A 13,026-nucleotide genomic window follows, 5' to 3' on the forward strand; every position below is an offset into this window, starting at 1 on the left:
GATTGGCTTCTGACCATTGCGACAGAAGGCGTATCTTCCCCCTCGCCGGAAGGCTCGTTCGGCTAGCGCAACATCCCGAGAAATCCGAGTTGGGCAGCCTTGAAAAGCGTCTGGTCGCGATTGACCGCATCGAGCTTCACCGATGCCGAGCGGATATGGAACCGCACAGTCGTGCGTTGCAGCCCGAGGATGATGCCGATCTCGTCATTGGTTTTGCCGGCTGCGGCCCAGCGCAGGCATTCAACTTCGCGTTTGGTAAGAGAAACCGGATGAGGGCCGGCGGACCTGGTCCAATTCAGCTTGACGTAGCAACACACGAATGCGCGAGCGAGTTCCCCGACCTGGTCGGCATAGGCATATTGTGCCGAAAGGTCGTCTTCAAATGGGTCGTGCGAAAGGAAACTAGCCGCAGCGATTTGTCCGAACGGCAGATGGATCGGTACCACGAGCGCGGCGCGCGTCAGTGCGCGAGCTTCGAAATCGGTGCGGTCGACCAGATCAAGAAGGGGGTTGGGCAGGCGCGTGCGGAAGCCCTCGGCATTGCACCAGAAAGGCTCGGCTTCCACCCGACATGCGAGTGCAAGTGGCGAGGTCAGGGCAAGTTGCGGTGCTTCCCACCAGCGCGGTTCGTCGTTTCGGAAACCGAAGACTTCGGTAGCGAGTACGGCGCCACTGCTGTCGCGCATTGGTTCACGCACAGCGATATTGTGCGTTATAGCCGTGCGCAGTCCGCAAATGTCCTCGACCGCGAAACGCAGTGTCGTGGCCGCTTTGCGAATGCCGTCCACGCTGTCGAACCGGACGTCGGACACCTGCTTGTTGGTCATCGCGATCCCGCACGCCTGTCAGCGTCGGCACAATCCCTCGAAAAACGGCCTGCACAGGGCATCGGCGACATCCTCAGGCTTTCTCTTTTTGGCGACCTGAGGATACCACTTGTAGGCCCAGTTGCACATGCCGAGAAAGCCGTAAACGGTCAGGACCGGATCGCACTCTATGAAGTGCTTGGATTCAATGCCCCTCGCGATGATGGACTGGATGCGGTTGAAATAGTCCTGACGGCGCGAGCGTATTTCTTGCCTCTGCGGGCCTTCAAGGTCCGTGTAGTGATCCATGAAAGCGCGAACGTAGCCGGGATGTTCGGCGATTTCGCGCAAGATGTCGATGCAGGCCAGCCGAAGAAGGCGGGACGGTTCAATCGAGGGATCGCTTGCGTCGAGCCCATCGATCAGCGCGGTTATATGCGCATCGTGAATGGCATATAGAATCGCCTGCTTGCTCGAAAAATAGTGGTATAGCGTCGGCTTGCCCAAGCCCACTTCGTCGGCGATCATCTGCATGGACGCGCCGTGGTAGCCAACCTTGTCGAACAGGCTGGCGCAATGTTTCAGGATCTCATTGCGCTTTTCATCGTGCGCTTCAGTTGTCTGTCGCTTCTTTGTATTTTGCCGTGGCATGTCCGGTGTTCTCGCCCTTTCACCGCATTGGACTGTAATCCGCCGCGTCGTTCGTCATCCAATTCTGCGGGCGTTTGCCGCAATACGAGCCATAGTCTCCCAAACCAGAAGATCACACTCTTGCCAAGCATGTTCTCGACCGACTGATCGGTTGTGTATCGCTACAAGCCCGATTCGACCGGCTGTCTCGCCTTTCCGTCGCCCAAATGGTCAGTTCGACGATCTGATGTCGATCGCTAAGGCGGACCGGTTCGAGTTTAACCGACAGCTGAATGGCGGGCGTGTCGCCTATCCATCGCCGTGCGGGCAAGGGAGAGAGTGAATGGTCGATCTTAACGGGAAGGTGGCTCTGGTAACCGGCGCGAGTTCCGGCCTCGGACGCCATTTCGCCAAGGTGCTGGCGGCACACGGCGCGCATGTCTTTGTTGCGGCGCGGCGGCTTGATGCACTTGCTGCACTGGCAGGAGAGATCGGCAGGGCGGGGGGCACCTGCGAGGCCCTGTCGCTGGACGTGACCGATTCGACCTCGGTGGAAAGCGCTTTCGCCGCCATCGCCGCGCGCGCGCCTGCTCCTCCCTCGATCCTTGTCAACAACGCTGGCGTCGCGCAGACTCGCGCTGCCCTGGACGTCGGACCAGAAGACTGGAATGCGGTCCTCGGGCCAAACCTCACCGGCGCATTCTTCGTCGCGCAGCAGGCCGCACAAGCCATGCGCGGGCATGGTGGCAGCATCATCAATATCGCCTCGATCCTTGGCGAGCGGGTGTCCAAGGGACTGGCTGCCTACGCCGCAAGCAAAGCTGGGTTGATCCAGTTGACCAAGGCGCTCGCGCTCGAGTGGGCGCCGCTGGGGGTCCGGGTCAATGCTTTGGCGCCCGGCTACCTCGAGACTGAATTGAACCGTGATTTCTTTGCCTCCGATGCAGGCCAGAGACTGATCGCGCGCATTCCGCAGCGCCGCCTCGGAGAACTGGAAGACCTGGATGGACCGCTGCTGCTGCTAGCCTCGGAACAATCTCGCTACATGACCGGGTCGGTCATTGCTGTCGACGGCGGCCATCTGGTGAGTGGTCTTTAGGGTAGAGTAATTCCGATCGCAGCGGTCAGGCGTCCATTGCTGTCGCGCCCACCACCCAGGCGGAAAGCCCGCTGGTCGGAACTGCGCAGATTACCGCTTCGGCAATGGCTTCCTCGCTCGCACCGGCACGCCGTGCGCCGTTCATGTGCACTGAGGCCCAATTGCTGTAATCGGCAACGAGCACAGTCACGAGCAGCAGCTCAGCATGGTCGGATGCAAGCGCGGTGCCAGACAGTGTGCCTTCGCGCATGAGATAGTAGGCGTCAGCACCCAGCGGTTTGAGTTCGAGCAGTTTGGCGAGTGAAGGGGGCATTTCTCCGAAGTAGGCGAGGAAGTTTGACTCCGCTGCGCCGGGCTCGACATCACGGACAACCTCATCCGGCACTTCGTCGGATGTGAGCGGGCCGAACAGCGTTTCGGCAATGCCATGGAAGCGCAATGCTGCCCCTTCGCCTCGCACACTAGACAGAATTGCGACGGCAGCCCCTGCCTCGGAAGCGTTGAGTCCAGCCTCGCGCGCCGCGGCAAGCTCACGCCGACCGAGCTCGACATAGCCCTTCACGCACGCTGCGCAAGCAACAAAGAGCAGTTTGATTCTCGCCGGAACCGCTCCGTCGGTCTCGATGATCGATCGCCATCTTTGAAAGCCTGCAACGGTCATTGGTGCATTGCAGCGCAGAACACCCAGAGCCGAGAGCTGTACTGCGGTCTCGACGCCGCTTGGTTCAACGCTGGTGACGGCGTCTGTCATGATTATCTCTCCAACTTAATAGACCGTCCGGTCGGTTGGGCAATGACTAAGCGTCGATAGACGGCTCGTCAATCGCCAGGGCGCGCTCCTTTTCTGATCAACCTCGCCTCTTTGATTCGGTGTCACCTTCATCATTGACGCCCGACTGGTCGGTCGATTAATGCTGAGGCGCATGGAGCGATGTCGCCGCAACGGCATTCCGACACAGTTTGAGCGATCGGACAAGCCGGACCGCGAGGGGATAGCAAGGAAGAGACATGAACGAGTTCGAAGGTAGGACCGCCGTCATAGCCGGCGCGGGCAGCGGCATCGGCGCTGCGCTGGCAAAGCAAGCGGCGGGGCTCGGCATGCGGCTGGTCCTCGCAGACATCAACGCGGCTGACCTTGCCGGAGTCGCTTCCCGATTAAGCGTGACGCAATGCCTGACGCGGGTAGTCGATGTTACCGATCCAGAGGCTGTGGACGCCTTGGCGCACGATGCCTTTGCGCAATGCGGCGATGTCGCGCTCGTCTGCAATAATGCCGGCGTGGTTCCAGGCGGCCGTCACCGTATGGTATGGGAATTTACGCCAGAGGACTGGCGCTGGGCCTTCGGCGTCAATGTCGATGGGGTGACCAATGGCATCCGCAGCTTCGTGCCACGCCTGATTGCCCAGGATAAGCCTGCGCATGTCCTAAACACGGCGTCGGTCGCGGGCTTTGTCAGCGGCTCTGGGTCTGCGGTCTACGGCGCTTCCAAACATGCTGTCGTTCGAATCACGGAGGCTCTCTTCGCGGGACTGCGCGAGGTTGGCGCGCCGATCGGCGTAACGATGCTGTGCCCCGGACTCGTGGCGACGCGCATCTATGATGCCGAGCGGTCGAGGCCCGAACACCTGCGTGCACGGGGCGGGCGCCCCGAAGAAGAACCAGAACTCCAGGCGATTGCAGATGATCTCTATCGCAGTGCCCCTTCGCCCGAGGCCGTTGCCGAACTTGCATTCGAGGGTATCCGTGCGAACCAGTTCTATGTCTTTACTACCGAGCGCTTCGACGCCGGTATTCGCGCCAGAGCGCAGTCCATCGTCGAGCGTGCCAATCCGACCTTCGAAAGTATCCTCGAACTCAGCAAGGATGACGTCGGCGTGCGCGACGCCGGAGTTGGAGTAGAAGCGTCGTGAACCGCTTCGAGGGGCGCATTGCACTCGTCACCGGTGCGGCTTCGGGGATTGGATTGGCCACTTGTGCGCGCCTCGCCTCGGAAGGCGCGCATGTGTTGCTGGCAGACCGAGACGCGCAGAAGCTTCCCGCAGCGCTCGCCGCGCTCTCGGGTGAGGGGCACGAGAGTCACGTCCTCGACGTGACCGAGGAGGCGGGCTGGCTGGCGCTGGCCAGGGTCATCGGCGAACGCCATGGGAGACTCGACGTGCTGGTCAACAATGCGGGCTATGGCAGCTTCGCGCCGATCGCCGATACGAGTCTCGAAACCTGGCGTGCAGTCATGGCGGTCAACATGGAAAGCATTTTCCTCTCGACCAAAATCCTGATGCCGCTTTTGGCCGCCTCGGGTAGCGGGGCCATTGTCAATGTCTCGTCCATTCGCGGTATCATCGCTGGGGTCAACACCGGGTCCTACAGTGCGTCGAAGGGGGCAGTGCGTATGTTCACCAAGGTCACCGCATTGGAATGTGCTGCGGCTGGAAACGGCGTGCGTGCAAACTCGATCCATCCCGGGCACACGGCCACTCCGCTAACCGCCGAGGCTTATGCCGACCCCGTGATCGCCAGGCAATTGCTGGCAGACGTCCCGATGGGGCGTCCGGGCGAAGCCGAAGAAATTGCTGACGGTATCGCGTTCCTCGCCAGTGACGATGCGCGCTACATGACTGGCTCGGAACTTGTGGTCGATGGAGGCAAGTCCGCACAATGACTGTATTACAGACCAATTCCGCTGCCGTTTCCCGATACGCCCTCGACATGGCCGAGCGGGTGGAAGCCTTTGTGCGCGAAGTTGTGGTGCCTTACGAGAAGGACCCGCGCCGCGACCATCACGGTGCGCCGACCGACGAACTGGTGATGGAGATGCGCGGGAGGGCCCGCGATGCCGGGGTACTCACGCCCCACATCAAGGCTGACGGTGCGCACTTGACCCAGCGCGAGACGGCCGTTGTCCTGATCAGGTCCGGCCTTTCGCCGCTCGGCCCGCTGGCGTGCAACACGATGGCCCCGGACGAGGGCAACATGTACCTCATCGGCCACGTCGGTTCGCCCGAGTTGAAGGAGCGCTTCCTCAAGCCGCTTGTCGACGGTTCGGGGCGCTCGGCCTTCTTCATGACCGAGCCGGCCGAATGGGGGCGGTGCGGGCAGCGATCCCTCGATGATGAAGACGACCTGCCGCAAGGACGGCAACCACTGGGTCGTCAATGGCCGCAAGACCTTCATCACCGGTGCGCAGGGCGCGAAGGTCGGCATCGTCATGGCGGCCTCGGCGGAAGAGGATACCAAGGGCGGCGCCTGCATGTTCCTCGTCGACCTGCCCGATCCGGCGATCGTGATCGACGAAGTTCCCAATACCATCGACACCTCGATGCCCGGCGGTCATGCAACGCTGACCATCAAGGACATGCGCATCCCGGCCGACCAGATGCTCGGCCTTCCGGGCGAAGGCTTCAAGTATGCGCAGATCCGCCTTTCGCCTGCCCGCCTGTCGCACTGCATGCGCTGGCTTGGCTGCTGCATCCGCGCGCACGAGATCGCGACCGACTACGCCTGCCGCCGCGAGGCATTCAGCAAGACCCTGATCGACCACGAAGGCGTGGGCTTCATGCTGGCCGAGAACAAGATCCTCATCCAGCAGTGCGAGCTGATGATCGACTGGTGCGCCTCCGTGCTGGACACCGGCTCGCTGGGCACGGTGGAAAGCTCGATGGCCAAGGTCTCGGTGTCCGAGGCCCTGATGAAGATCGCCGACAACTGCATCCAGGTCATGGGCGGAACCGGCGTGACCGAACGCACCATCGTCGAGCAGGTCTTCCGCGAAGTGCGCGCCTTTCGCATCTACGACGGCCCCACCGAAGTCCACAAGTGGTCGCTTGCCAAGAAGATCAAGCGCGACTGGCGCAAGGCCCAGGAGGCAGCGAAGGAAGCGGCAGGGGCATGACAGACGTTGTAGAGGCCAATACCGGCACGACTGCGGTCCGCGCAGGCTATGCCTTCGACGAAGCCGCGCTGACCGCGTGGCTGGAGACCCATGTGGAGGGTTTCGAGGGCCCCCTGGCGGTCGAACAGTTCAAGGGCGGACAGTCGAACCCGACCTACAAGCTGGTGACGCCCTCGCGCAGCTACGTGCTGCGGCGCAAGCCGCCGGGCCAGCTGCTCAAGGGCGCCCATGCGGTGGAGCGCGAGGCCAAGGTGCTGTCGGCGCTTCACGGTGCGGGTTTCCCGGTGGCCAGGGTCTATGGCCTGTGCACCGATGACGATGTCATCGGGACCTGGTTCTACGTCATGGAGATGGTCGAAGGGCGCATCTTCTGGGATGCGAGGGTGCCGGGCGTCTCCAACGCGGAGCGCGCGGCGCTCTACGATGCGATGAACGCGACGCTCGCGCAGCTGCATTCCTTCGATCCCGAGGCGATCGGCCTTGGTGACTACGGCAGGCCGGGCAATTACTTCGCGCGCCAGGTGGGGCGCTGGTCGAAGCAGTACCGCGACGACGAGGCTGCGGGCCGCGACGGGAACATGGACGCGGTGATCGACTGGCTCGAGGCGAACATGCCCGAGGACGACGGCGCATCGAGCGTGATCCACGGCGATTTTCGCATCGACAACATGATCTTCCATCCCACCGAGCCGCGGGTTATGGCCGTGCTGGACTGGGAACTGTCGACGCTGGGCCATCCGCTGGCAGACTTCGCCTATCACGCGATGATGTACCACATGCCGCCGCATATCGTGGCCGGGCTGGCCGGAGCCGACATCGTCGCCCTGGGCATTCCCAGCGAGAAGGACTACGTCGCGGCCTATTGCCGGCGCACCGGGCGCAAGGACATGCCGGGCTACCGCTACTGCATGGCCTTCAACTTCTTCCGCCTCGCCGCGATCTTCCACGGCATCAAGGGCCGCGTGATCCGCGGCACCGCAGCCAACGCACAGGCAAAGGAACGCGCCGAGGCCTTTCCAGAGCTCGCCCGGCTCGCGCTCGCCATCACCCGTGCCGAATGGTCGCAGAAATGAGCGAACCGGCCATCCTATACAACGTGCAGGCCGGTGTTGCGTGGTTAAGGCTCAATCAGCCCGCGACGCGCAATGCCATCAACGCCGAGATCGCCGAGGCACTCGACGAGTTGGCCGAGCGCTGCGCAAGCGATCCGACCGTGCGCTGCGTGATGCTGACCGGGCAAGGTGATTTCTTCTGCGTGGGGGGCGATATATCCCGCTTCGTTGCGGCGCGCGAAGCGGGCGAGGCGCGGGCAATCGTTCACGGCCTGGCCCGTCAGTTCAATGCCGGCATTTACCGTCTCCTGACAATGAACAAGCCGCTCGTTACGGTTATCAACGGTCCGGCGGCAGGGGCCGGCTTTGGCCTGGCGCTCATCGGCGATGTGGTACTCGCGGCACGTTCAGCGCACTTGACTGCGGCCTATACCGCCATCGGCATGACACCCGACGGGGGCACTTCATGGATGCTGCCGCGCCTGGTCGGGTTGCGCCGTGCGCAGCGGATCCTGTTCGAAAACCCTCGCATCAGTGCTGAGGAGGCTAGCGACCTTGGCCTCGTCACCCATGTCGTTCCTGACGAGCGCCTCGCAGAAGAGGCCGATGCGCTGGCTGCAAGGCTCGCTTCAGGCGCGACCGGTGCCATCGGCGCGTGCCGAGCGCTGTTGCGCGCTTCCTCGACGCCCGATCTTGCCGCGCACCTCGCGCTGGAAGCAGAAACCATCGCTGCGGCCGCTGCCGGCGACGAGGCAGGCGAGGGCTTCGCCGCTTTCCTTGAGCGGCGCACGCCACGTTTCCCTGGTGTCTGAGGTTCTCCGGATACGGCTATAGGGGCGTCAATCCCGCTCAGGAATCCCCTCGGGGAATTCCTGCCTCGCGCCATCGCGGAACACCGCATGTTCGCGTAGGCCCTTTGAATAGGCGTAACAGACATCGTGGAGAGCTGCATTGCGCCCGATCGGCTCGCCGGTGAATGTCTCGGTCAGCCAACGCCGGCCCACGGCAAGGTAATTGAGCCGGGAAAGAACCAGTGCTGCCTCCAGTTCATCACCCGAATACAGCTCGCGGGCCCATTGCGCGAAGCCCTTGCCCACCGGTTGTCCGGCAAGTTCGCGAGGGGCAACAATCCATCCGTCAACGACGGCCCAGGAGTGGATCGTGACTTGATTTCGAAGTACGCTGATCTTGGTCTGGCCCTCGATCGTATCGGGTACCAGAATGTCATATCTCCGCTCTTGCTCGCATCTCTCCGCGTGAGCTACGGCTAGAACGGCAAGGTCGAACAGGTGAGTGCAATTGCGGCGGGCCCGCCCGCCTGCGAACAGTGTCGCCGACGGTGTGCCGACCTCTATGCCGACGAGTTCGTCGAGTACTCTGGACGCGCCCGGGCAGGCAGTCGTCGGATAACGGATCATTTCTCCCGAGATCCGTTTCACCCGGGAGCTATCGTGTTCAAGGGTAACGGTCATTTCGTGAAAATTGTCCGAAAGCCAGCCTTCAACACGCCCGGCGCTGCCATTGAGCACAATGCGGCGGCGGCAGGCTCCTGTGCCATAATCCGGATTGGCCGGATAAGGCAGGTCGGGATAGGCTTCTGGAACAATCGCGCGCAGGTAGCTCGCGGCTCCGGTATCACTCGACAATCGCACCGCCATCGACACCGATCGCGGTGCCCGTTGTGAAGGATGACTCGTCACTTGCGAGGAATATCGTCGCAGCAACCACTTCGGCAATGCTCGCTGCTCGGCTCATCGGCACGCGCGAGAGCCTTTTCGCCAAGGCTTCGGGATCAGGATAGGCCGCACGCATCATCGCGCTGTCGATCGGCCCGGGATGCACTGAATTGCAGCGGATGCCGTCCGCGCCGTGTTGCGCGGCGGTCACTCGCGTCAACATGGCAAGACCTGCCTTCGAGGCAGCATAGGCCGCGTCCATGCTACGCGACTGGGCAAGCCCGGCGACCGATGAGAGATTGACGATCGCACCGCCGCCCGCGTCGCGCATGGGCGGAATGACGGCCCGCGTGCCGAGGAATGGACCGCGCAGGTTGATCGCCATCATTTGGTCCCAATCTTCCGGTTCACGCGCGTCGATGGGAACGAGCGCCGAAGCGATGGCAGCATTGTTGACGAGCACGTCGATTCCGCCCCATTCACTGATGATCAGTGTAAGTGCACGATTCCAGTCGGCAGGATCAGTCACGTCGAGCCGGATCGTGAGCAACGCGTCCGCATTTCCGGTAGTCGGACGCACTTCGAAATCGTTGAACACCGCGAGATCGGCAGCGAGGATTTGAGCGCCCTCTGCCAGGAATCCCTGGACGAGCCCCATTCCGACATTGCCCGCGGCACCGGTGATTAGCGTGCGCTTGCCCGCGAGACGGCCAGCGCCAGGGTGCCTCCCGGATCGAAGTCTGCCGGTTGCCAACTCAGTCAATGTCCGCTGTCCGGACTACCAGAGTTCCTTCATTGCCGCCCCTGAACAAGTCGAGATAGGAGGCCGCCAGGGCCTCGAAGCCATGGCGAATATCGAGACGATGGGCGAGAGCGCCCTCGCGGTGCCATCGCAAGAGGTCCGCCTGGGCCCGGCGCGTGGTTGCCGCGTCGAAATCGCCGATGACGAAACCCTCGATGCGCACGCGGGAGTACACCACCTTCATCATGTCGTCTGGGCCCGGCGCAGGCGCGCCACTGTCGTAGGCAGAAAGCTGGCCGCAGACGACGACGCGTCCGTGCACCGCGATATTGTCCATCGCCGCCTGCAGTATCGAACCGCCGACGTTGTCATAAAAAACGTCGATACCTTCAGGACACAGCTCAGCCAGCCGGTTGGCGACGTCTTCATTCTTGTAGTCGATTGCCGCATCGAGACGCGCTTCGTTCAACAGCCAGTCGCACTTGGCCTTGCCGCCGGCGATGCCAATGACGCGGCACCCCCCGATCCGGGCGACCTGTGCCGCGATCGATCCCGTCGATCCGGAGGCTGCCGAGACGACGACTGTCTCGCCCGGTCGGGGTCTGCCGACATGGAGCATGCCGCAGTAACCGGTCTGTGCGTTGAGGCCTGCGACGCCGAGCGCCTCCTCGATCGTCATGTCATCGGGCAAGAGGAAGACCGGCAGAGGGGAAAGGTCGGGCGCGATCACGCGATAGTCCTCCCAGCCGAGCACCGCGACGAGCCGTTTGCCCTCAGGGTAGCGGGGATGACGCGAACGCAGGATCAAGCCACCCGTGATGCCCTGGATCGGATTGCCGAGCGGGATCGAGCCGCGATGGCTGTGGCCGGCATCGTTCAGCATATTGCGAACGGTTGGGGTGCAGGCGAACAGGCCGGTGCGTACAATGACTTCACCTGCGGCTAGCTCGGGCTCCTCGAACGGTCGCTCCTCGAAGGCAAAGTCGTCAAGCGAAAGCTCGCCTTGCGGGCGTCTTGCCAGCAGCCAACGCCGATTGGTCAATGCCATGCCTACTCCTCTCGCCCAATGACATAGGTTGCGCTTCACAAGCGCGGCTACTGACCCTTGCGACAGCTCCTGACGCGATGGGCAACATTTTCGATGCGCTTCACGTTTCGGCCTGTCAGCAAAGGACCATGGACACCTTTCCCCGCCTCTTCTCGCCGCTGCATATCGGTACGCTGGCATTGGAAAATCGCATCGTCATGCTGCCCCATGGGACCAGTATGCTTGCTGATGGGATGCTGACCGAAGGCGACATCGCCTATTACGAAAGACGGGCACGGACGCGGCCGGGCCTGATGATTACCGGGGCCTCCGTGGTTTCACCCGACACCGCGCGCCGAGGGCGCAAGCTCCTTGAGAACTATTCCGACCATGCTCTCGAGGGATTGGCCAAGCGTGTCGAGGCCGTCCACCAGCACGGCGTTCCCATCGTCGGCCAGATTATCCATTTGGGTCGCGAGTCGATCGGCGCGGAATCGGACTATCCCTTGCTGGCGCCAAGCCCACTGCGCTCACCGCGCGACCTCTTCGCCCCGCAGGAAATGGACGATGCCCAGATTCGCGAGGTCATTGAAGCATTTGCGCTTAGTGCCGCGAACCTAGAGAAGACAGGCCATGACGGGGTCGAGATCCACGGTGCACATGGTTATCTCGTTGCGCAGTTTCTCTCGCCAGCGACAAATCATCGCAGCGACCGCTGGGGAGGAACGCCGGAAAGGCGGATGCGCTTCCTGCGCGAGATCATCGAAACGATCCGCGGAACCTGCGGCGCCTCCTTCCTGTTGGGCTTGCGCCTGAGTGCGGACGAGGAGATCGCCGATGGTCTTGAAATTGCCGACACGCGGCGCATCGTCGAGGTAATCGCAAGGGACTGCCCGCCCGACTACGTCAGTGTAACGCTCGGCACGCGCGGAGCCTACGTCAAGGACGTCACACAGCCAGCAGCGATGGCGGCACGCGCGGCCGGAATCCTGCGCGAGGCTTCTGGGCTCGTGACGATAGCCGGGCAGCGGATGACTTCCCCCGAGGTGGCTGAGCACGTACTCGAGGCTGGGCAGGCCGACGCGATCGGTTTTGCACGAGCCTTTGTCGCCGACGCGGATTGGGTGGCAAAGGCGGCGTCGGGCGAGGCCGGACGGATTCGCCCTTGCATCGGCCTCAATCAGGATTGCCGGGCTTTTGCACCTCACCTGCATTGCGCGGTCAATCCCGCGACGGGGCGCGAGCTTGAAAGCCCGTTTGCGCAGGTTCCGTCACCGACCGATGTTCCTCGCCGTATTGCCGTCGTGGGGGGCGGGCCGGCCGGGATGGAGGCGGCGCGCGTCGCGGCACTGCGGGGACATGACGTAACGCTTCACGAGGCTTCGGACGGACTCGGAGGACAATTCCTTCTTGCCTCCAGCGTGCCTGAACGTGCCGGCCTTCGTCGTCTTCTCGATTACCTGCAAGGTGAATTGCGCCTGCTCGGGGTCGACGTAAGGCTCGGCAGCCGGATCAGTGGGGCCGATGACCTTTCCGGGTCGTATGACGCGGTAATTGTCGCCACCGGAGCCGAGCCCAATCCGATCGATGCAGAGCGTTTCGGTCCAGGTGCAATGCGCTGGTTTGAAGTCCTTACCGAAGGCGCCCCGGCACCGCGCGGGAACAACAAGGTGCTGATGGTCGACGACGGCAGCGGCTTCTGGTGGACCTATGGTGTGGCCAATGCGCTCGTCGACGCGGGCTGGCAACTGACCCTGGCAACGCCATCTGCCACGATTGCGGCGGCAATCCCGACCGAGAGCGTCGCTCCGCTTCTGGGCCGGCTTGGCGGGGGGCAGGCTCGCTACCTGCCGCTGACCGAGGTGCTTGGCGCGGACGAGGAGGGCGTCGACCTCGTCAACCTCGCGAGTGGCGAGGTTATTCGAGAAACATTCGACCTCCTCGTCGTTCAGACCGGTCGCTCACCCGTCAGCGAGCTGCGCAAGTCTCTCGCCGCAGTCACGAAGGAAATGCGCTCGGTCGGAGATTGCCTGGCGCCTCGACGCGTCTCGCATGCCATCTTCGAGGCTTTCAGGGCAGCTGCGACAATCTGATGGACGGGCAC

Annotated in this window: 12 protein-coding genes and 1 pseudogene; 7 read left to right on the forward strand and 6 right to left on the reverse strand. The window is 62.8% G+C overall.

The window, feature by feature from the left end:
• Positions 1-62 precede the first annotated feature (62 nt).
• Together PP1Y_RS12530 and PP1Y_RS12535 are read right to left on the reverse strand one after the other, a co-directional pair.
• Positions 63-827, reverse strand: a complete 765-nt coding sequence (locus PP1Y_RS12530; RefSeq protein ID WP_013832571.1) for a helix-turn-helix transcriptional regulator — start codon at positions 825-827, stop codon at positions 63-65.
• A gap of 18 nt (positions 828-845) precedes the next feature.
• Positions 846-1,457 carry a TetR/AcrR family transcriptional regulator gene (locus PP1Y_RS12535; RefSeq protein WP_013832572.1) on the reverse strand — a complete coding sequence of 204 codons (612 nt, stop codon included), beginning with the start codon at positions 1,455-1,457 and terminating at the stop codon, positions 846-848.
• 322 nt (positions 1,458-1,779) lie between these two features.
• Here PP1Y_RS12535 and PP1Y_RS12540 point away from each other — a divergent pair, with 322 nt between their 5' ends.
• The gene (locus PP1Y_RS12540) at positions 1,780-2,535 is read left to right on the forward strand and encodes an SDR family NAD(P)-dependent oxidoreductase (RefSeq protein WP_013832573.1); all 756 of its coding nucleotides are present in this window, start codon (positions 1,780-1,782) and stop codon (positions 2,533-2,535) included.
• Positions 2,536-2,560: 25 nt separating this feature from the next.
• Here the strand turns inward: PP1Y_RS12540 and PP1Y_RS12545 are convergent, their stop codons facing one another.
• Positions 2,561-3,286, reverse strand: coding sequence for a carboxymuconolactone decarboxylase family protein (locus PP1Y_RS12545; protein ID WP_013832574.1), 726 nt, complete (start codon positions 3,284-3,286; stop codon positions 2,561-2,563).
• A gap of 257 nt (positions 3,287-3,543) precedes the next feature.
• Between PP1Y_RS12545 and PP1Y_RS12550 the strand changes: the two genes are divergently transcribed.
• The 5 genes and pseudogenes from PP1Y_RS12550 (at position 3,544) to PP1Y_RS12570 (ending at position 8,289) form a co-directional block, all read left to right on the forward strand.
• A complete protein-coding gene (locus tag PP1Y_RS12550) occupies positions 3,544-4,446 on the forward strand; it encodes an SDR family NAD(P)-dependent oxidoreductase (protein ID WP_041558828.1) in 903 nt (300 codons plus the stop codon).
• Entirely contained in the window at positions 4,443-5,195 is a 753-nt protein-coding gene (locus PP1Y_RS12555; protein ID WP_013832576.1) for an SDR family NAD(P)-dependent oxidoreductase, read from the forward strand. Before PP1Y_RS12550 ends, PP1Y_RS12555 begins: the two co-directional genes overlap by 4 nt.
• A gap of 47 nt (positions 5,196-5,242) precedes the next feature.
• Positions 5,243-6,425: pseudogene (locus PP1Y_RS12560) on the forward strand (acyl-CoA dehydrogenase family protein).
• On the forward strand, positions 6,422-7,498 hold the full coding sequence (locus tag PP1Y_RS12565; protein WP_013832578.1) for a phosphotransferase: 1,077 nt from the start codon (positions 6,422-6,424) through the stop codon (positions 7,496-7,498). Before PP1Y_RS12560 ends, PP1Y_RS12565 begins: the two are co-directional and overlap by 4 nt.
• Positions 7,495-8,289: an enoyl-CoA hydratase/isomerase family protein gene (locus PP1Y_RS12570; protein ID WP_013832579.1), complete on the forward strand. Its 795-nt coding sequence runs from the start codon at positions 7,495-7,497 to the stop codon at positions 8,287-8,289. Before PP1Y_RS12565 ends, PP1Y_RS12570 begins: the two co-directional genes overlap by 4 nt.
• 27 nt (positions 8,290-8,316) lie before the next feature.
• Here PP1Y_RS12570 and PP1Y_RS12575 read toward each other — a convergent pair whose 3' ends face one another.
• The 3 genes from PP1Y_RS12575 to PP1Y_RS12585 all read right to left on the reverse strand — a co-directional run bounded on the left by PP1Y_RS12575 (position 8,317) and on the right by PP1Y_RS12585 (position 10,943).
• On the reverse strand, positions 8,317-9,123 hold the full coding sequence (locus PP1Y_RS12575; protein WP_158511848.1) for a DUF2889 domain-containing protein: 807 nt from the start codon (positions 9,121-9,123) through the stop codon (positions 8,317-8,319).
• Positions 9,113-9,811, reverse strand: coding sequence for an SDR family oxidoreductase (locus tag PP1Y_RS12580; RefSeq protein WP_051010032.1), 699 nt, complete (start codon positions 9,809-9,811; stop codon positions 9,113-9,115). The genes PP1Y_RS12575 and PP1Y_RS12580 overlap by 11 nt, the downstream gene beginning before the upstream one ends.
• Positions 9,812-9,908: 97 nt before the next feature.
• Positions 9,909-10,943, reverse strand: coding sequence for an NADP-dependent oxidoreductase (locus PP1Y_RS12585; RefSeq protein WP_013832582.1), 1,035 nt, complete (start codon positions 10,941-10,943; stop codon positions 9,909-9,911).
• 128 nt (positions 10,944-11,071) lie between these two features.
• Between PP1Y_RS12585 and PP1Y_RS12590 the strand changes: the two genes are divergently transcribed.
• Positions 11,072-13,015, forward strand: a complete 1,944-nt coding sequence (locus PP1Y_RS12590) for an FAD-dependent oxidoreductase (protein ID WP_198409104.1) — start codon at positions 11,072-11,074, stop codon at positions 13,013-13,015.
• Positions 13,016-13,026 lie beyond the last annotated feature (11 nt).

This window comes from Novosphingobium sp. PP1Y (assembly GCF_000253255.1).
Lineage (GTDB): Bacteria > Pseudomonadota > Alphaproteobacteria > Sphingomonadales > Sphingomonadaceae > Novosphingobium.